At 71.6% G+C, this 18,954-nt stretch carries 20 protein-coding genes; 13 read left to right on the plus strand and 7 right to left on the minus strand.

Annotated elements, in window-relative coordinates; genetic code table 11:
• The first annotated feature begins 132 nt into the window (after positions 1–132).
• Entirely contained in the window at positions 133–1,002 is an 870-nt protein-coding gene (locus AC08OP_RS06170) for a MurR/RpiR family transcriptional regulator (protein WP_462203763.1), read from the plus strand.
• 127 nt (positions 1,003–1,129) lie between these two features.
• Here the strand turns inward: AC08OP_RS06170 and AC08OP_RS06175 are convergent, their stop codons facing one another.
• Positions 1,130–1,843: a VIT1/CCC1 transporter family protein gene (locus AC08OP_RS06175; RefSeq protein ID WP_476613300.1), complete on the minus strand. Its 714-nt coding sequence runs from the start codon at positions 1,841–1,843 to the stop codon at positions 1,130–1,132.
• A 359-nt stretch (positions 1,844–2,202) separates the two neighbouring features.
• Here AC08OP_RS06175 and AC08OP_RS06180 point away from each other — a divergent pair, with 359 nt between their 5' ends.
• Both AC08OP_RS06180 and AC08OP_RS06185 read left to right on the plus strand, forming a co-directional pair.
• Entirely contained in the window at positions 2,203–2,802 is a 600-nt protein-coding gene (locus AC08OP_RS06180) for a hypothetical protein (RefSeq protein WP_476613301.1), read from the plus strand.
• Positions 2,803–3,302: 500 nt separating this feature from the next.
• Complete coding sequence (locus tag AC08OP_RS06185; protein WP_476601874.1) at positions 3,303–3,638, plus strand: indolepyruvate ferredoxin oxidoreductase subunit alpha; 336 nt, start codon at positions 3,303–3,305, stop codon at positions 3,636–3,638.
• A gap of 268 nt (positions 3,639–3,906) precedes the next feature.
• Here AC08OP_RS06185 and AC08OP_RS06190 read toward each other — a convergent pair whose 3' ends face one another.
• The 5 genes from AC08OP_RS06190 to AC08OP_RS06210 form a co-directional block, all read right to left on the minus strand.
• Positions 3,907–4,338, minus strand: coding sequence for an RrF2 family transcriptional regulator (locus AC08OP_RS06190; protein WP_476613302.1), 432 nt, complete (start codon positions 4,336–4,338; stop codon positions 3,907–3,909).
• A 215-nt stretch (positions 4,339–4,553) separates the two neighbouring features.
• Positions 4,554–5,312: an O-methyltransferase gene (locus AC08OP_RS06195; RefSeq protein ID WP_476613303.1), complete on the minus strand. Its 759-nt coding sequence runs from the start codon at positions 5,310–5,312 to the stop codon at positions 4,554–4,556.
• A 106-nt stretch (positions 5,313–5,418) separates the two neighbouring features.
• Positions 5,419–7,140, minus strand: coding sequence for a sensor histidine kinase (locus AC08OP_RS06200; RefSeq protein WP_476613304.1), 1,722 nt, complete (start codon positions 7,138–7,140; stop codon positions 5,419–5,421).
• A complete protein-coding gene (locus AC08OP_RS06205) occupies positions 7,137–7,934 on the minus strand; it encodes a response regulator transcription factor (RefSeq protein WP_476613305.1) in 798 nt (265 codons plus the stop codon). The genes AC08OP_RS06200 and AC08OP_RS06205 overlap by 4 nt, the downstream gene beginning before the upstream one ends.
• A 93-nt stretch (positions 7,935–8,027) precedes the next feature.
• On the minus strand, positions 8,028–9,863 hold the full coding sequence (locus tag AC08OP_RS06210) for a bis-aminopropyl spermidine synthase family protein (protein WP_476613306.1): 1,836 nt from the start codon (positions 9,861–9,863) through the stop codon (positions 8,028–8,030).
• 71 nt (positions 9,864–9,934) lie between these two features.
• Between AC08OP_RS06210 and hisD the strand changes: the two genes are divergently transcribed.
• The 10 genes from hisD (at position 9,935) to AC08OP_RS06260 (ending at position 18,642) form a co-directional block, all read left to right on the plus strand.
• Complete coding sequence (gene hisD, locus AC08OP_RS06215) at positions 9,935–11,230, plus strand: histidinol dehydrogenase (RefSeq protein WP_476613307.1); 1,296 nt, start codon at positions 9,935–9,937, stop codon at positions 11,228–11,230.
• The gene (locus AC08OP_RS06220) at positions 11,227–12,420 is read left to right on the plus strand and encodes a histidinol-phosphate transaminase (RefSeq protein ID WP_476613308.1); all 1,194 of its coding nucleotides are present in this window, start codon (positions 11,227–11,229) and stop codon (positions 12,418–12,420) included. Before hisD ends, AC08OP_RS06220 begins: the two co-directional genes overlap by 4 nt.
• Positions 12,421–12,560: 140 nt before the next feature.
• Positions 12,561–13,148: an imidazoleglycerol-phosphate dehydratase HisB gene (gene hisB / locus AC08OP_RS06225; RefSeq protein ID WP_476591919.1), complete on the plus strand. Its 588-nt coding sequence runs from the start codon at positions 12,561–12,563 to the stop codon at positions 13,146–13,148.
• 56 nt (positions 13,149–13,204) lie between these two features.
• The gene (hisH, locus tag AC08OP_RS06230) at positions 13,205–13,837 is read left to right on the plus strand and encodes an imidazole glycerol phosphate synthase subunit HisH (protein ID WP_476613309.1); all 633 of its coding nucleotides are present in this window, start codon (positions 13,205–13,207) and stop codon (positions 13,835–13,837) included.
• Positions 13,838–13,960: 123 nt separating this feature from the next.
• Positions 13,961–14,707: a bifunctional 1-(5-phosphoribosyl)-5-((5-phosphoribosylamino)methylideneamino)imidazole-4-carboxamide isomerase/phosphoribosylanthranilate isomerase PriA gene (gene priA / locus AC08OP_RS06235; RefSeq protein WP_476613310.1), complete on the plus strand. Its 747-nt coding sequence runs from the start codon at positions 13,961–13,963 to the stop codon at positions 14,705–14,707.
• 115 nt (positions 14,708–14,822) lie between these two features.
• The gene (gene hisF / locus AC08OP_RS06240; protein ID WP_462203582.1) at positions 14,823–15,590 is read left to right on the plus strand and encodes an imidazole glycerol phosphate synthase subunit HisF; all 768 of its coding nucleotides are present in this window, start codon (positions 14,823–14,825) and stop codon (positions 15,588–15,590) included.
• 19 nt (positions 15,591–15,609) lie between these two features.
• A complete protein-coding gene (locus tag AC08OP_RS06245) occupies positions 15,610–15,903 on the plus strand; it encodes a hypothetical protein (protein WP_476613311.1) in 294 nt (97 codons plus the stop codon).
• On the plus strand, positions 15,900–16,379 hold the full coding sequence (hisI, locus tag AC08OP_RS06250; RefSeq protein WP_476613312.1) for a phosphoribosyl-AMP cyclohydrolase: 480 nt from the start codon (positions 15,900–15,902) through the stop codon (positions 16,377–16,379). The genes AC08OP_RS06245 and hisI overlap by 4 nt, the downstream gene beginning before the upstream one ends.
• Positions 16,376–17,944: an anthranilate synthase component I gene (locus tag AC08OP_RS06255; protein ID WP_476613313.1), complete on the plus strand. Its 1,569-nt coding sequence runs from the start codon at positions 16,376–16,378 to the stop codon at positions 17,942–17,944. Before hisI ends, AC08OP_RS06255 begins: the two co-directional genes overlap by 4 nt.
• Positions 17,941–18,642: a Trp biosynthesis-associated membrane protein gene (locus tag AC08OP_RS06260; RefSeq protein WP_476613314.1), complete on the plus strand. Its 702-nt coding sequence runs from the start codon at positions 17,941–17,943 to the stop codon at positions 18,640–18,642. The genes AC08OP_RS06255 and AC08OP_RS06260 overlap by 4 nt, the downstream gene beginning before the upstream one ends.
• Here the strand turns inward: AC08OP_RS06260 and AC08OP_RS06265 are convergent.
• The coding region (locus AC08OP_RS06265) for a hypothetical protein (RefSeq protein ID WP_476613315.1) at positions 18,643–18,954 on the minus strand (312 nt) is incomplete at its 5' end.

Raw genomic sequence — 18,954 nt, forward strand, 5'->3', positions numbered from 1 at the left:
CCGACACCGACCGCCCGGGACCGAAATGGACTTTCATAATACATGATACTATGAAATATTCATCCGAAGTTTACCTTTAGGCATCTGACCGTTGCGCCTACGCGCTTAGCGTGACGTGTCGTGACTAGTGATGTGACTGTGAGGGTCGAGGGCGGCGCTGCCGCGCCCGCCGTGTTGGAGCGCATCCGGGCTTTGTCGGCGTCGCTGTCGTCGGCGGAGCAGCGGGTGGCGCGGCAGGTCCTCGCCGACCCGGTTGCGATGATCCACCAGTCGGTGAGCGAGCTGGCGCAGGTGTCGGGAAGCTCGCCGGCGACGGTGGTGCGGTTCTGCCAGAGCCTCGGGCTTCGGGGCTATCAGGAACTCAAGTTGGCGCTGATCCGGGAGACGCTGCCGGTGGAGCGGCAGCTGGTGGACGAGGTATCCGCGGCCGATGGCCCGGATGAGATTGCCGGGAAGGTGCTCGGCGGGGCGGCGAGTGCGCTGACCGAGGCGGCGCGGGGGATCGACGGTGGCGTGCTGGCGGCGATCGCCGACCTGGTCGTCGCCGCGCCGCGGACGTTGTTCGTGGCGGTGGGGACGTCGGCGCCGCTGGCGATGGATGCCGCCTACCGGCTGACCACGGTCGGGGTCGATGCGCGGTTCGCCGGGGACGCGCATGTGCAGCACGTCACCGCCCGGATGCTGGCGGCGGGTGATCTGTGTGTTGCGGTCAGCCACACCGGCTCGACGGCGGAGACACTGGCGGCGATGCGGGCGGCCGTGGACGCCGGGGCGCACACCGCCGCGATCACGAGCTTTGCCCGGTCACCGTTGACCGAGCTGGTGCAGCACGCGGTGGTGGTGGGCAGTCGGGAGACGGCGTATCGCATCGAGGCGATGACCAGCCGGATCGTGCACCTGTCGGTGCTCGACGCCCTGTTCGCCCTCGTGGTGGTGCGCAGCCCGCGCAGCCCCGGCGCGCTGGCGATGACCGCCGACGTGATCGTCGAACACCGGATGTAGCCGCCTACCAGACCCGGCGGCGCCGGTGCCGACGACCCGTGGTTCGCCCCGCGCTCACCGAGGAACGGTATGAGCCCACGGACCAGCGGTGGATCGGTGGTGGGCTCAGGTACGTCCCGGCGGTCGGTCAGCCGCCGGCCGCGCCGGTGATCAGACCGACCAGCGCGGTGACCAGCATGGCCGCGGCGCCGCCCAGCACGACGCGCAGGGCCGGACGTAGCAGCGCCATACCGGCGGCCCGCGCGGCGAGCATGCCCGCGACGGCGAGACCGATCACCGTCACCACGACGACGAGCACCAGGCGGCCTGCCCCCGCCGGGGCCGACATCCCGAGGAACGGCACCAGCCCGCCGGCTGTGAAGCTGCCCGCCGACGCGACGGCGGCCTGGACCGGGCGCGCCCGGGTGGCCTCACTCTGGCCGAGTTCGTCGCGCAGGTGCGCCTCCAGCGCACCCCGCTCGGTCAGTGCCACGGCGACCTGCCTGGCGAGGTCGCGCGGAAGGCCGCGCTGCTCGTAGATGCCGACCAGCTCGGCGAGCTCGGCCGCGGGGTTGGCCGCCAGCTCCGCGCTCTCCTTGGCCCGGTCCGCGTGTTCCACGTCGGCCTGGGAGCTCACCGACACATATTCCCCGGCCGCCATCGACATCGCCCCCGCGGTCAGACCCGCGATCCCGGCGGTCAGGACCGCGCCGGTGGAGGCGCCGCTCGCGGCGACGCCGACGATGAGGCTGGAGGTGGAGACCAGGCCGTCGTTCGCGCCGAGGACGGCCGCGCGCAGCCAGCCCGAACGGTTCGTGCTGTGCCGCTCCGGGTGCCGTCGCATCGCACCGAATGTCGCCATGGGGGCATTACAGCACGGTGTTGGCGATCAGCATGGGTACGCTCAACGGATCAAGAACCATCTCTGCCCGTTCCTCGAGGTAGACCGCTGGAAATCGTGCGGGGGGCGTCATGACCGAGTACATGCCTTGGCCGAGTACAAGGCCTGACCGAGTACAAGGCTGACGGAATTCCGGCCGCCGGTCGGCGCGGGAAAACCCGTAGGCCGGTCGGGGAAGGTCCCGCCCGGCCTGCGCGCGGAGGTGAACCAATCCGGATGCCCCGCGCCGGCCCTGCGAATGATGAACGGCAATGATGGACAATCAAGGCTGACAGTGATCGCGCGACGTGGGATTGGTGACCTTGCCCCGACATCGTCCGATGCGGCCGGGACCGCGTACCCCGTACGAGGAGAGCTGGCTGGCTGGCGCGGAACTCGGTGAGGCGCTCACGCGCGGATGGCGTCCGCGGGCACAACCCGTGCAGATCGCGCTGGGTGCGGGTGAAGCCGTGCTGGCCCAGGCACCCGTCTGCGTCTGGCAGTACATCGGCCAGAACGTCACCTATAATCAGGGGTGGTTCGTCGCCTTCGGTAGTCCCCTTCTGCTCGGCGCGTCCCTGCTCGGCAGTGCCCTGTACAACGGCAGCCAGCGCAGGCGCGCCGAGGCGCTCGCCGCGGTCCAGTGGCGCCCTGTCTCTCAGGGGCACCTTTTCCTGACGAACTGGCGCCTCGCGCTGGCGCTCACGACCGGCTGGACCGATATCGGCTACCCGTACCTGCGGGCGTCCGGGGTGGATGGCGACAGCATGGTCATCATGCTTGCCGGCCAACCCCCCGTCCGACTGCAGGTGTGGCCGGCGCACTGGTTCTTCGTGCTCATGAGATTCCTCGCCTACGGCGAGATCGTCCGGATGGAAATTCCGTCCCACCTGCAACGATCGCCTGCTCCCCGGGCCCTCGAACCTCCGCCTGGATCGTGAACCTCCGCCCGGGCGGGGTCTGGGGAACGCCGGTGACGCCGCATGATCAGCGGCCTTCCCGGAGTGTGATCAGTGGGTACGCCCGGTGGGTACGACCGGCGGGTACCGGCGCCCGGATTTCTCCCGGGGGCGGCCCCGCCACCCCGCCACCCTGCCGCCTCGTGCCGGGCCGGTACCGTGATGGCATCCTCCGGGGGAATGCGGGCGGGTATTCTGGCGCGATCCAAATCAAGATAATGTTATTGATAAAAATATCCTTGAGGTTTTCTTTCTGATGAATCTCGGGGATATCCGTGAGGCTTGTCTCGCGGATAATTTGTTTACATGCCGTTCACGGTGCACGACCTGCCGGCGCCCCGCGAACCTATACCATTCATTCGGGTTCGCCGCACGGCCATCCGTCTCGGTCGGAACCAGCCGAGAAGCAGTCGGAGGCCAGCCATGGGATTGACTGCCGTCCGGATGTGGTCCGGCATGGTCGATCGGAAGTGAGGGTTCTCATGCCATTTGTCATCACCGCCGCGTGTATCGATGTCAAGGATGGCTCCTGCCTGGAGGGGTGCCCGGCCGATTGCATCTACGAGGGTGACCGTAAGATGTACATCAATCCGGACGAGTGCACGGAATGCGGCGCCTGCGCAGTGTCCTGCCCGGTCGGCGCGGCCATCAGTGACGACCGTGTTTCCGCGAAGGACAAGGAGTTCATTGAAAGCGAGGCGCTGTTCTTCAGCACCGTCCTGCCAGGTCGGGACGCACCGCTCGGTGAGCCGGGCGGCGCCACGAAGCTCGGTAAGATCAAGGCTGATACGCCCTTCATCGCCGCCTACGGAAGCTGACGAGGGTGACCTCGGGTATTCGCCGGGGCGGAGCACGATAAAGCGGAGCAGTAGCGGGAAAAACGAACCGAGAGAATTCGCGGAAAGGCCGGTGCTGGCGGACCTCGGGTCCGAGGCGCCGGCCTGACGCCGAGACGTTGCGGGGGATTCCTCCCGTAACCAGCCTGCGTTCCAGACGATTCTTGCCCGCAGGTCCGACAGAACGGCGGGGTCCGCTCGTCCAGTCCCGGGTGGTTCCAGGGCGTTTCGTGGCGGGCGGGGCCGGGTGTCAGCGGACCGGTGGCGCGAGGGAGCGCAGGACGGCGCCGGCGGGTTCGTCGGTGAGCTCGGCGAGGGTCACCTCGTCGAGTGTGACCAGGAAGTTCTCCTGGGCTCGTCGCAGGAGGGGGCGCAGTCGGCAGGCGCATCGCAGCGGGCACGGGGGACCGTCGCAGGAGACGAACTCGTCCGTGCCCTCGAGGGCACGGACGATGTGCCCGACGGTGACCTGCGTCGCGCCCGGGGCGAGCAGCACCCCGCCGGTGCGTCCGCGCACGGTGACCACGAGGTCGAGCCGCTGGAGGCGTTGCACGATCTTCGCCATGTGGGTGAGCGGAACATCGAGGGCTTTCGAGAGGTCGCGGACGGTGAGGCGATCCTCCCGGGTGGCTGTGAGCATGAGCGCCCGCAGCGCCAGGTCGGTCGACTGGGTCAGGTGCATGGGAGCGCACCTGTCGAGGTGACGGTCACCCGACCATCTTGCCTTCTACTCTTCGTAGAAGATTGTCCCGACGGCACCTGCGTCCCACGGGTGCCGCCTGCCGAGGTCGGACCTCGGCGGGAGCGCGGCCCCGGGTGTGACATCGCGCCGGGACCGACCGGTGCGGCCGGTGCCGGCCTCCTCGTGGCGACCGCGGACCCCCCGGCCGGGGGAGCCTAGACGGGTGTCCGCGGCGAGGGCAGTTTCCGGACGATGGTCAGTCCGTCCGCAATGGGCAGCATGACAACCTGTACCCGAGAGTCGTCGGTAAGAAGATCGTTGAACTGTTTGACGGCGACGACAGCAGGATTGTCCGAGTGGGAGCGCACCACGTGCCCATACTGCAACACATTGTCGACGATGATGACCCCGTTCGGGTTCATCCGGGGAAGGAGAAGTTCGTAATACCTCCTATACGAGGTCTTGTCCGCGTCGATGAACGCCAGGTCGAAGGTGGGTTCTTCGGGGAGCATGCCGAGGCTGTCGGCCGCCGGTCCGAGGACGAGGTCGATGTGATCGGAAACACCGGCCCGAGCCCAGTACCGGCGGGCGACCGAGGTCCATTCCGTGCTGATGTCCAGGCAGAGAAGTCGGCCGTCGGCGGGCAGGCCCCGGGCGATGCACAGCGCGGAATAGCCGGTGAAGGTACCGATCTCGACCGCGCGGCGCGGGGCGATCGAGGCCGTCAGGATGGTCAGGAACGTCCCCTGCTCGGCCGGTACCTGCATCTCCGCCTCGGGGAGCGCCGCCGTCACGGCGAAGAGTTCGTCGAGGATCGGATCCGGGGGTGAGCTGTGCTCCGTCAGATAGCTGTGGATCGGATCGGCCAGATAGGATGATTTCAATCTCTTGCCGTTTTTTGCGCCTTCGCGGCGAAGCGTGCTGACACCGGTTGCCGCGACGTCACGAAGCTTCTGTGCCGGACTTTTTACCATGATCAGTGGAACTCCATCCCTGGTGGCTCGGTTCGAAAATAACCGGCCCGGGACGCATTGCGGTTACGGACCGCTCCTCGGCTCGGAAAGAACCAGTAAAGATCATCTAGTGAATCGGGAGTCTGGTGGAGTCGTTGCCCGGTCGCCACGGCCTGTCGTCGGCCATGGCGTGATCCGTCGTGACGTAATCCACTACTTCCAGTAGTTCGTGGATGGTTGCCGATGTCCGCCCGCGCCCCGGAGCCCGGCGCGGCCGCGATGCGGGTGCCGCCCGCCGTCGGTCTGGAGGTGTCCGGGGCAGGTCGAGGACGACGCACAGACCCCGGCTGGCACTCTCGGCCAGAGTGACCGTCCCGCCGTCGGCGGTCGCCAGGGCATGCACGATGGCGAGCCCGAGGCCGTTCCCGCGCCGATCGGCCCGGCCGGGCACCTCTCCTCGCTGGTCGGCGCATCGCTGGTTGTCGCATCGCTGGTCGGCATTGAGGTTGGAGCTGAACCGGCGGAAGGCGGCGGCCCGCTGCTCGGCGCTCAGGCCGCGCCCGCTGTCGGTGACCGTGAGCCGCGTCCTGCTTCCCGCCGTCCTGCTTCCCGCCATCATGGTGCTCTGCGGCCCGGTGACGTTCATCTCGTCCATCTCGTCCGCGGTGCTCCCCGTCCCGAAGCCCGCCTCCGCGGTGCCTCCGGCGCCCACCGGGCGTGGCTGGGCCGCTGGGTTCGTCCCGGACGCGATGCTGACCCGGCCGCCGGGCGGGGTGGCCTCCAGCGCGTTGCTGAGGAGATTGTCGAGGATCTGCTCCAGGTGCCCCGGGGTGCACTGGACGACCTGGTCCGCGTCGACGTCGCAGGTCAGCGTCACTCCGGCGGCGGCTGCGACCGGTCGCCAGATCAGACATCGTTCCTCGGCGACGACCGCGAGGGGGATCGGCTGGGTCGGGATCGGTGCATGCTCGGCCCGGGAGACCGCCAGCAGCCCGTCGACCATCCGGGAGAGCCGGTGCACCTCGACCAGGGTGCCCGCGACCTCGTCGGCGGTGTCCGCGTCCACGTCCTGTTGCAGCAGCTCCAAGCGCAGGCGCATCGCCGTCAGCGGGGTGCGGATCTGGTGGGAGACGTCGGCGAGGAACCGGCGCTGGCTGTCGACCAGTAACTGGAGCCGTCCCGCCATCGCGTCGAACGTCGTGGCAAGTTTGCGTGCCTCGGGCGGGCCACCGACGGCTCTGGCCCGGATCGTGAGATCGCCGGCACCGAGTTCGGTCGCCGCCTGCTCGAGCTGGCGCAGCGGCCGGCCCACCCAGCGGGCCAGCAGGATCGAGATCCCTAATGCGGCCAGTGCGACCAGGACGCCCGCGAGGGCGATCATCGTCCACCGGTGGATGATCGAGGCGCGCAGCCCGGCATCGCTGCGCGCGACGGCCAGGATGCCGACCAGACCCTGCGCGTTGGACACCGGAGCAATAATGATCATCCGGTGTCGATTGGCCGCGTTCGGGTTGATGACCACGTTCTCCCGGCGGGCCCGATCCAGATCCCAGGCCATGATCGGGATGTCGTCCCCGGTGTCGGCCACGGGCGTACCGTTCGGGTCGAACAGCCGGAGCTCGTCCGGTGGCACGGCCGCACTGTCGCGTACGGCGGCGGGCAGCGGGGCCGCGCCGGCGGACAGCCGCCGCCACTTCACCTCGGCACAGTAGGCCTGCATCGCGGCCGTGAGCCGCAGGCTGAACAGCGCCTGGTCGTGGCGGGTGGCGTCGAGCCCCATCGGGACGCACAGGCCGACGAGCAGCGCCGTCGTGAGTGCGAGCTGAGCGGCCAGGATGCGCCGGGTCATCGGCCGAGGGGTGGCGCGCCCTGGTCACCGGGGATCGGATCGGCGTCGGGCGTCGGCGGCCTGCCCAGGCGGAAGCCGACTCCGTACACCGTCTCGATCAGTTCGGGAATCCCGAGCTTGCGGCGGATCGCGCCGATGTGTACGTCGAGGACTTTCGATGAGCCGAACCAGTCGCCCCAGACGGCGGTGAAGATCTCCCGTCGGGTCCGGACCCGGCCGGGATCGCGGGCCAGGAAGGCCAGCAAATCGTACTCCCGCGCCGTCACCTGGACCGGACGGCCGTCGACGGAGATCCGCCGGCTGCGCCGGTCGAGGACGAGCGGCCCGTGCCGGACCACGTCGGAGCTCTCACCGGTGGCCCGGACGGCGCGCCGCCGCACCGCCCGTATCCGGGCCAGCAGTTCGGCGAATCCGAATGGTTTGACCAGGTAGTCGTCGGAACCGAGGTCCAGGGCCTCGACCCGGTCCGCCTCGTCTCCCCGAGCCGTCACCACGATCACGGGGGTGTCCCCGCGCTCGCGGATGCGCCGGCACACCTCCGCGCCGTCGATGTCGGGCAGTCCCAGGTCCAGGAGCACGAGGTCGGGCGGGGACACGCCGTCGACCCGGGCGAGCGCGGCCTCCCCGGTCCGCACCCGGTCGGCGGTGTAGCCGGCACGGTCCAGACCGCGCACGAGCTGGGTACCGAGGCCGTCGTCGTCCTCGACTACCAGTACCCGGGCGCCGACGGGGTCGGGATACCGCTGCAGGTCCGCTGCGTGTGCTCGAGAGCCGTTGCCTGCAGGCGTCGCCATAGCATGACAGTAGGCGGCACTGGGCGCGTCCGGCCGCCGGCCCCGCGGGTGCCACCGCGATTCCGCCGTCGCCAGCTCCGATTCCGTCAGTATCTACTCGTTTCGCAACGTCTGCCCATTTTGCCGGATCCAGCCCGGTCTCACCGGCTCGGCCGGCAGCGTGTCGCCGGACGACAGCGCGGCGAGGATTCCCTCGAGGGCGTGCCGGGGAAGATCGATCAGCCGGGCGGCTAGCAGGTCGGGATCGCGCGCGACCCGGGTCACGGCGGCCCGGGCGTCGCGCTGGGAGAGCGTGCGTCCCGAATCCTCCCGGACGATCCGGATGAGCCCGTCTCGCCAGACGTTGCTGATCTTGCCGTGCGGGCGGTCCAGCAGCCACCGGGCGAGCCGGTCGGCGGGGCCGAGCGCCGCCGGGTCGACGGCCGTGAACGTCACGAGCCGCAGGTCCCCGAGGTCCCGGGCGGGGGTGGCGGTCCACTTCGCCCGCAGCTGCCGCAGCGGGTCACCCTGGGCCCGCCGGCGGCGGACGCCCAGATCGGGGTGATCGGAGGAGACGACGACGGCGAGCCGGTCCGCGTTGACCGCCAGGAGGAGCCTGGTCAGCCAGGGGCCCGGATCGTCCGACAGGTCGGTGGCCACGCTGACCGTTCCGTCCTCGGTCGAGGCGCCGGGCCCGGTCGAGGCGAACGCGGGCAGCCCCCGGTCGAACACGGTCGCGAGACGCACGTGGACCGCGTCGACCTCCCGCCGCTCGCCAACGAACACGGCGCGGCCCGCCGGTCCGGTGGCGAGGAAGGCGGCCACCGCGTCGAGGACCGGGGCGGTCAGGCGCGCCGGCCGGCTCTGCGTGGACTGCCGGCCCCGGGTGTAGATGGCGGCCGTCGCGGTTGTGGCCGCCGTGGCCGCCGTGGCCGCCGTGGCCGAGCGGTCCAGCTGCTTCCAGGTGGTCGGGGTCGGCTGGCAGACGTACATGTCGGCTCTGGCACCCACCGCCTCCGCGCCCTCGTAGACGTGGAAGCCTGGCCAGATGGCCTCGAACACGAAGCCCTGATCGATCAGCGCCCGCTGCACCTTCCAACCCAGCGTCGGTACCCGGTCGCTGAACCCGTAGGCCAGCAGGACGCGACCATGCTCGCGGTCCGCGAGACCCTGCGCACCGCGCCTGGTGAACAGCGCCACGCCCTCCGGGGTGTAGGGCGGATCGGTGAACGCCAGATCGGCCGTGCCCACCACCGCCGGCGGCAGGCCGAAGCGCAGGTCGGCGTAGAGGCACCGCAGCCGGACGCCCAACGACCGGGCCGAGCTGTCCAGGTAGGCGAGCAGCTCGTCGTCGATGTCGACGACGGTCACGGTGAGCCCGTCAATCAGCGAGACCGCAGCCAGCGAGGTGAGATCATGATCACCTATGCACAGCAGATGCGCGCCGCGCAGGTCGTAACGCGTCTGCAGCCAGCCGGCCCGGCGCACGACGGTCGTCGCTGTTGCGGGCACGTGATCGAGGTCGGCCCGTGGTCGGGGCGCGGCAGCGATGAGATCATGCATGGTCGTGACCAGCGGGCCGTGGCGGGCGATCACGGCGGCGAGGGGGTCGAGCGGGGTCTGCCCGCTCAGCTCGTCATAACGGATCAGGCCGCGGTAGCGGTCGATCGACGCCGGGCGCAGCACGTGACGCCCGTCGGGGCCGGTCCGCAGATCGTCGCCGAGGCTGGCGAGGATCTCCTCCACGCTCCGCCGGGGCAGGCCCGAACTCTGGACCAGCTGGCGCAGGGTGCGTGGCTGCTCGGTCAGCGCCGCCACCGCCGCGCGAGGCGCCCGGGCATGCACCCGGTAGCCCGCCAGCAGGATCGCCAACGACTCGCCGGATTCGGCCGGATCACCCGGCGCCCGGCCCGGGTGATCCGGCCCTGACAGGGGATGTAGAGGGGACACGCAACCAGCCTTGCACCTCCGGCGGACCTGCGATTCTACCGGTCCCGCCGAGGCCAGCTAATCTCTATACCGTGCTCAGAAGGCTTGATCTGCGTGGCGCGCTGCCTGCCGCAGCCGAGATCCGGCGGCTACTGCCGCGGGCCGCGGTCGACGTCGACGTCGCTGTCGATGCGGTCCGGCCGGTTTGTGCGGACGTGCGGGACCGTGGCGACGTGGCCGTCCTCGCCGCCGCGGAGCGGTTCGACGGGATCCGCCCGCCGAGCCTGCGGGTGCCCGCCCAGGTTCTCGCCGCCGCCGCGGATGCCCTGGATCCGGCCGTGCACGACGCGCTGACCGAGGCGATCCGCCGGACCCGGCTGGTGCACCGTGCGCAGCTGCGGGAGCCGGTGGCGATCGAGGTCGCGCCCGGTACCACGGTGACGCAGCGCTGGGTGCCGGTGGAGCGGGTCGGCCTGTACGTGCCGGGCGGGCGGGTCGCTTACCCCAGCAGCGTCGTGATGAACGTCGTGCCCGCTCAGGAGGCCGGGGTCGGCTCGCTCGCGGTCTTCTCCCCGCCGCAGAAGGACAACGGCGGGCTGCCGCATCCGGTGGTCCTCGCCGCCTGCGCGCTGCTCGGTGTCGAGGAGGTCTACGCGGCCGGCGGAGCCCAGGCCGTGGCGATGGCCGCCTACGGGACCGCGAGCTGCCCGCCGGTCGATGTGATCACCGGGCCCGGCAACGTCTACGTCACGGCGGCCAAGCGCCTGCTGCGCGGGGTTGTCGGGGTGGACGCCGAGGCGGGCCCGACCGAGGTCGCGATCCTCGCCGACGCCACCGCGGATCCGGCCTTCGTCGCCGCCGACCTCATCGCCCAGGCCGAGCACGATCCGATGGCCGCCTGCCTGCTGATCACCCCGTCGGTGGAGCTCGCCGACGCGGTCGACGTCGAGCTCGGCAAGCAGGTGCCCGCCACCCGCCACCGGGAGCGGGTGGCGGAGTCGCTCGCCGGCCAGGGGGCGGTCGCGCTCGTCGCGGACGTTGACGCGGGTCTCGCGGTGGCGGACGGCTGGGCCGCCGAGCACCTGGAGATCCACACCACGGGCGCCGCCGCGGTCGCCGCCCGGGTGCGCCACGCCGGAGCGGTCTTCGTCGGCGACTACGCTCCCGTCCCGCTCGGCGACTACCTCGCCGGGTCCAACCACGTCCTGCCCACCGGCGGCACCGCCCGGCATTCCAGCGGTCTGGCGGTCACCACCTTCCAACGCCAGGTCCAGGTGGTCGAGTGCACGCGGGAGGGGCTCGCCGCCGTCGCCCCGCGTATCGCCGCGCTCGGTGGAGCGGAGGATCTCACAGCTCATGTCGACGCGGTGGAGGTTCGACTCCGATGACATTCAAGGCGGCCGGGAGCGGTGCCGAGGACCGGCCGTGGCGCCCGTGGGACGCTGACGGCCTGCCGCTGCGCGACAGCCTGCGCGGGCTCTCGCCCTACGGCGCTCCGCAGCTCGACGTGCCGGTGCGGCTCAACACCAACGAGAACCCGCACCCGCCGTCGGCCGGGCTGGTCGACGCCCTCGGCAAGGCCGCGGCCCTCGTCGCCACCGAGGCGAACCGCTATCCCGACCGGGACGCCGAGGCGCTGCGTGCCGACCTCGCCTACTACCTGACACCCGATGCCGGCTTCGGCGTGCACACTAGCCAGGTCTGGGCCGCCAACGGCTCCAACGAGATCCTCCAGCAGCTCCTCCAGGCGTTCGGCGGGCCCGGTCGGGTGGCGCTCGGGTTCGAGCCGTCCTACTCGATGCACCGCCTCATCGCGCTGGCCACCGCCACCGAGTGGGTGGCCGGGGAGCGGGCGGAGGACTTCACGCTCTCCCCGGCCGCGGTCACCGACGCGATCGCCCGGCACCGACCTGCCCTGGTCTTCCTCTGCTCGCCGAACAATCCGACGGGCACGGCCCTGCCGCCCGAGGTCGTCGTCGCCGCCTGTGAGGCGGTGGAGGCCACCGGCAGCGGCATGGTCATCGTCGACGAGGCCTACGCCGAGTTCCGGCGGGCCGGCGTGCCCAGCACGCTGACGCTGCTGCCCCGTCATCCGCGGCTCGTCGTCACCCGGACGATGAGCAAGGCGTTCGCGCTGGCCGGTGCCCGGGTGGGCTATCTCGCCGCGCACCCCGCCGTGGTGGGCGCGCTGCACCTGGTGCGGCTGCCCTACCATCTGTCGAGCTTTACCCAGGCCGTCGCGCGCACGGCGCTCGCGCACGCCGACGAGCTGCTCGGCACGGTGGAGGCGGTCAAGGCCCAGCGCGACCGCATCGTCCGGGAGCTGCCGGCGCTCGGTCTGCGGCTGGCTCCGAGCGATGCCAACTTCGTGTTCTTCGGCCGGTTCGCTGATCAGCGGGCGGTGTGGCAGAGCCTGTTGGACGCGGGGGTGCTAGTCCGCGACGTCGGTCTGACCGGCTGGCTGCGGGTCACCGCCGGGCTGCCGAACGAGGTGGACGCGTTTCTCGGGGCGCTGGGCAGAACCCTCACCGGCAGCGTCATCGGCGCGGACGGTGTCATCAGCCTCGCCACCGCCTGAGCCCCTGGCACGGCCCGAGCGCCCTGGCACGGCCCGAGCGCCCTGGCACGGCCCGAGCGCCCTGGCACGGCCCGAGCGCCCTGGCACGGCCCGAGCGCCCTGGCACGGCCTGAGACCTACAGAGACCGAGGAAGCCCCCGATGGCACGCACCGCGCGAATCGAACGCAAGACGTTGGAGTCGGACGTCCTGGTCGAGCTCGACCTCGATGGGACGGGAATCTCCTCGTCGGACACCGGCGTCCCGTTCTTCGACCACATGCTGTCCCAGCTCGGCAAGCACGGCGGGTTCGACCTCACCGTGCGTACCCGGGGGGATCTGCACATCGACGCCCACCACACCGTCGAGGACACCTCGATCGCCTTCGGGTCCGCCCTGCGCGAGGCACTCGGCGACAAGGCGGGTATCCGCCGGTTCGGGGATGCCACCGTCCCGCTGGACGAGGCGCTCGCCCAAGCCGCCGTCGACCTGTCCGGCCGGCCGTACTGCGTGCACGCCGAACCGGATCTCGTCGGGATGATCGGAACTTACGACACGACGCTGACCCGGCACATCTTCGAGTCGATCACCGCGTCCGCCCGGATCGCGCTGCACGTGCGGGTGCTGTCCGGCCGCAACGCCCATCACGTGGTCGAGGCCCAGTTCAAGGCGGTCGCGCGGGCCCTGCGCGACGCGGTGGCGCTCGACGCCCGCGTCGCCGGGATACCCTCCACGAAAGGTGTGCTGTGACCGGAGACGGACCCGGCCGCCCGGCGCCGCGGCCGCCCGGACCAGACCCATGTGCTGTGATCGGAGACGGACCCGGCCGGCGTCCCCGGGTGGTCGTCCTGGACTACGGCTCGGGAAACCTGCGGTCGGCCGAGCGCGCGCTCGCCCGAGTCGGCGCCGACGTGACGGTGACCGCGGATCTTGACGTGGCCCGCGGCGCCGCGGGCCTGGTTGTACCGGGCGTGGGGGCCTATGCGGCCTGTATGGCAGGCATCGGCGCCGTGGGCGCCGCGCCCGTGGTGCGGGAGCGGGTAGCGGCGGGACGGCCCGTGCTCGGGATCTGCGTCGGGATGCAGGTGCTGTACGAGCTCGGTGACGAGCACGGGGTGCGGACGGCCGGGATCGGTGTGATCCCTGGCGAGGTCCGCCGGCTCGCCGCCGATATCCTGCCGCACATGGGCTGGAACACTGTGGCGCCGCCCGCCGGATCGATCCTGTTCTCCGGGCTGCCCGCGGACACACGGTTCTACTTTGTCCACTCGTATGCGGCGAAGGCCGATCCGGCCGCCGGGGACACCGTGGGGGAGCACGGCGAGCCGTTCGCCGCCGCCGTCGAGCGGGGTGCGCTCGCCGCGACCCAGTTCCACCCGGAGAAGTCCGGGGATGCCGGGGCGCACCTGCTGGCGAACTGGCTCGGCAGCCTGTCCTGAGTGAGCCCTGTCCTGGGTGAGCCCTGTCCTGGGTGAGCCCTGTCCTGGGTGAGCGTGAACGCGAGGGCGGATGTCCCGTAATAGAGCGGCTCCAGCGCCCCGCTGGACCGTAGGGTGGCCGATGTGACGCTTACTCTGCTGCCCGCCGTGGACGTGGCCGACGGCAGGGCCGTTCGACTTGTCCAGGGTGAGGCCGGTTCCGAGACCTCGTACGGCGACCCGCGGGAGGCGGCGCTGACCTGGCAGCGCGACGGCGCCGAGTGGATCCACCTGGTCGATCTCGACGCTGCCTTCGGCCGGGGGTCGAATCGGGAGCTCATCGCCGAGGTGGTACGCGCGGTGGGCGTGGCCGTCGAGCTCTCCGGCGGCATCCGCGACGACGCCTCGCTCGACGCGGCGCTGGCCACCGGCGCGGCCCGGGTCAACATCGGTACGGCCGCGCTCGAGGATCCCGCCTGGGTCCGCCGGGCCATCGACCGGGTCGGCGACCGTATCGCGGTCGGTCTCGACGTCCGGGGGACCACGCTGTCGGCCCGGGGCTGGACGCGGGACGGCGGCGAGCTGTTCGATGTGCTCGCCCGCCTCGACGCCGATGGCTGCGCCCGGTACGTGGTGACGGACGTGCGCCGGGACGGCACGCTCACCGGGCCGAACGTCGAGCTCCTGTGCTCCGTGACCGCGGCCACCAGCCGGCCGGTGGTCGCCAGTGGCGGCGTGGCCACGCTCGACGACCTCACCGCGATTGCCGCGGTGCCCGGAGTGGAGGGCGCGATCATCGGCAAGGCGCTCTACGCCGGCGCCTTCACGCTGCCCGAGGCCCTGGCCGTCGCCGGGAACGCCGGGAACGCGGGGAAGGCCGTGACCCCGTGACGGCTCCCCGCCGGCGCTGCTCTTCCCGCCGGCTTCCTTGCCTTTCCAGAGGGTTCTGTGCCCGAAAAATCCCTCTGGATAGGCAAGGGAACGGGTGCGCGGGTGCGGTGGGTCGATGAGTGTCGCGGTCCGGGTGATTCCCTGCCTCGATGTCGACGCCGGCCGGGTCGTGAAGGGCGTGAACTTCACGGACCTGCGCGATGCCGGCGACCCGGTCGAGATGGCGCGCCTCTACGACGCCGAGGGTGCCGACGAGCTGACGTTCCTCGACATCACCGCGTCCAGCGGCGATCGGGAGACCACCTACGACATCGTGCGGCGGACCGCCGAACAGGTGTTCATCCCGCTGACCGTGGGTGGCGGGGTTCGCTCGGTCGACGACGTGAACCGCCTGCTGCGGGCGGGGGCCGACAAGGTCGGCATCAACACGGCGGCGGTGGCCCGGCCCGAGTTGGTGCGCGAGTGCGCCCATCGGTTCGGTAACCAGTGCATCGTCATCTCGGTGGACGCCCGGCGCTCACCCGGTCCCGGCGGCCCGCGCTTCGAGGTCACGACGCACGGCGGCCGCAAGGGCACCGGCATCGACGCGGTGGCTTGGACGGTGCGGGTGGTTGAGCTCGGCGCCGGGGAGATCCTGCTCAACTCGATGGACGCCGACGGCACACGGGACGGCTACGACCTGGAGATGATCTCTGCGGTGCGTGCCGAGGTCGACGTCCCGGTGATCGCCAGCGGCGGGGCCGGCGACCTGGCCCACTTCGTGCCAGCGATCGGCGCGGGCGCGGACGCGGTGCTCGCGGCGAGCGTGTTCCACTTCGGGCAGCTGCGCATCGGCGAGGTGAAGACGGCGCTGCGGGGCGCGGGCGTACCTGTGCGCCGATAGAGGGTAACTGTGTCCAAGCGTGCGGCTGTTCGTCCTCGCCGTCGCCACCACGAGCGCCGATCCCCGAGCGGAGGCGGCGATCCTCGCCGGGCTGCGGCAACGCGCCGGCGCCTCGACCGTCGTCGTCGTGGGCGCCGGGCGGATCGTCCAGCGCGGTCCGCACCGGGATCTGATCGCGATGCGCGGCGTGTACCAGCGCCTGCACCGGTCCTGGGCGGCGGGGGTCGGGACGGGACCGGCGGGCGGCCCGTCGGCCGATGCCGGCACCGCTGCGGCGCCGGGCGCGAGCAGCGCGAGCAGAATAGTGGGGTGACCGTTCGCCCTTCCGCTCTGGATCCCGCCATCGCCCGTAGGCTGCGCCGCAACGACGCGGGCCTGTTCCCCGCCGTCGCCCAGCAGTACGACACCGGCGAGGTGCTGATGCTCGGGTGGATGGACGACGAGGCGCTGCACCGGACTCTCACCACGGGCCGGGCCACGTACTGGAGCCGCAGCCGCGCGGAGTACTGGGTCAAGGGGGAGACCAGCGGGCACCGGCAATGGGTGCGGTCGGTCGCGCTCGACTGCGACGGGGACACCGTCCTCGTCCGGGTGGACCAGGTGGGCCCGGCCTGCCACACGGGCACGCGGACCTGCTTCGACGACGATCTTCTGCCCACGGCGACCGCCGAGGCCACGGATACTGCCCGGCCCCGCGACCTCTCCGGTGCCGCCAGCGTTTCCGGTGCCGCCGGTGACCCCGTCGGCGCGAGCAAGGCCGGCGCGGACAAGGCTGGCGCGGACCGATGACGACCGGGCAGATTATCCCCAGCCGGGAGGAGTTCCGGGCCGCGGCGGCGGCGCATCCGGTCGTCGCCGTCACCCGCCGGCTGCTTGCCGACGGGGAGACACCCGTCGGTGTCTACCGCAAGCTCGCCGGCGGCTCCGGGACGTTCCTGCTGGAATCGGCGGAGCACGGCGGGGTGTGGTCGCGGTATTCGTTCATCGGTGTGCGGGCCGCGGCGACGCTGACCGAGCGCGACGGGCAGGCGGTGTGGGTGGACGGTGCGCCGCCTCCCGGGGTGCCGGTCGACGGTGACCCGCTCGACATCCTGCGCGCGGTGGAGAGCACTCTGCAGGCCTCGAACAGCCCACAGGCCCCTCCGCTCATGGGTGGCCTGGTCGGCTATCTCGGCTACGACATCGTGCGCCGCATCGAGCGGCTCCCCGCGCACGCCGTCGACGACCTCAGCCTTCCCGAGCTGCGTATGCTGCTCACCACCGATCTCGCCGTGCTGGACCATCGGGACGGTTCCTGCCTGCTGGTGGCCAACGTCTTCACCGGCTGCGGGAGTGGTGCCGGTGACGCAGGCGCCACCGGTGGGGACGCGGACGCCGCCGCACACCCGGCCGGGATCGACCTGGACGCCGCCTACGACGACGCGGTGGCCCGGCTGGAGGCCATGACCAGCGATCTCGCGAAGTGGAACGAGCCGACCGTGGCGACCACGGCGGGCACCGCCGCGGGGGTCGGCGACTTCGTCTCCGCCACGCCTCCCGGTGCCTTCCAGACCGCGGTCGAGCGGGCCATCGAGGAGATCCGCGCCGGCGAGTGCTTCCAGATCGTCGTCTCGCAGCGCTTCGAACGGCGGACGACCGCGGATGCGCTCGACGTCTACCGGGTGCTGCGGACCTCGAATCCGAGTCCCTATATGTACCTGCTGCGCTTCGCCGACCACGACGTCGTCGGATCCTCCCCGGAGGCGCACGTCAAGGTCACCGGCCGCCGGGCGTTGCTGCATCCCATCGCGGGCAGCCGGCCCCGGGGCGCCACCCCCGAACAGGACGCCGAGCTTGCGGCGGAGCTTCTCGCGGACCCGAAGGAACGCTCCGAGCACGTGATGCTGGTCGACCTGGTCCGCAACGACCTCGGGCGGGTCTGCAACCCCGGTTCGGTCCGGGTCGTCGAGTTCGCGGCCATCGAACGGTTCTCGCACATCATGCACATCGTCTCCACGGTGATCGGTGAGGTGGCCCCGGACCGCAGCGCCGTGGACGTGCTGGCAGCGACGTTCCCGGCGGGGACGCTCTCGGGGGCGCCCAAGGTGCGGGCGATGGAGGTCATCGACGAGCTGGAGCCGACTCGGCGGGGCCTGTACGGGGGCGTGGTCGGCTACCTGGACTTCGGCGGTGATCTGGACACCGCGATCGCGATCCGTACCACGGTGATGCGCGACGGCATGGCCTATGTCCAGGCCGGAGCCGGCATCGTCGCGGATTCCGATCCCGACACCGAGGATCTGGAAAGCCGCGCGAAGGCCGCCGCCGTCCTGCGCGCCGTCGAGGTCGCCGAGTCGTTGCGACCGCCGTCATGACGGCCGCGGGGTCCCCCTCCGCGGGGCGCCCATCCTCCCCGCGCGACCGGGCCGGCACCGCGGAGCCGCCTTCGCCGGGCCACCCTCCCGGGGGCGATGTGCACGCGGCCGAGGCGATGCGACGCGGCCACCGGGAACGCACTCTCGCGGTGCTGGGATGTCTGCTCGGTGCCGGCGTCGTGCTCGTGTCGGGCGGTGCGACCTGGGTGTCCGCCCGGGTGAGCGTGCCCCGCGGTGGGGCGGACGGCGGCGCCGTCGCGGCGCCACTCGCCGTGCACTGGACCGGCGGGGCGCTTGCCTCGCCGGCGACCGCTCTCGCCCTGGTCGGGCTTGCCGCGGCCGTGGCGATCGTGGCCACCCGGCGCATCGGGCGGCCGGTCATCGGTGTGCTCATCGTGGCCGCCGGGGTCGGCATCGCCTACGTGGCCGGACGCATCGGCTGGGATCCACTCCCGACGCTGCGCGAGACCGATCAGGTCCGCCAGCTCGTGCCCGGTGGCCAGGCGCGGATCGATGACGTCAGCCAGACGATCGCTCCCTGGCTGTCGTTCGCGGGCGGGCTGCTGCTCATCCTCGTCGGCGCCCTCGTCGTCCTGCGCGGCCGGTCATGGCCCGCGATGTCCGGCCGCTACCAGGCCCGCGATGCCACTCCGGCCGACGCCTGGGACGCGATCGAGCGGGGCCACGACCCGACCTGATCACCTGGCGTCTCCGCGACGCCCGGCCCGGCGGGCCGGCCAGCCGGAACCGGGAGCGCCACCGGCCAGCGGGTCGGCGGGCGCCAAGTCCGCGGGTGGGAGGTCGGGAAACGGGTCGACCAGCTCCGCGAGAGCCAGTGCCCGGCGGTCCAGGTCGGCTTCGAGCATCATCATGACGGCGTCCATCCGGATCAGGCAGCGGGACAGCTCGTCGAGCTGCTCGGCGAGCTCGGGCTCGAGGCGGGGCCGTGGGTGCGCGCCTGAGGCGTCGCGCGCCGCGGGCACCCGGGCGGCGCTGAGGGGGGGCGAGAT

It is taken from the genome of Frankia sp. CeRuru1 (assembly GCF_977966315.1).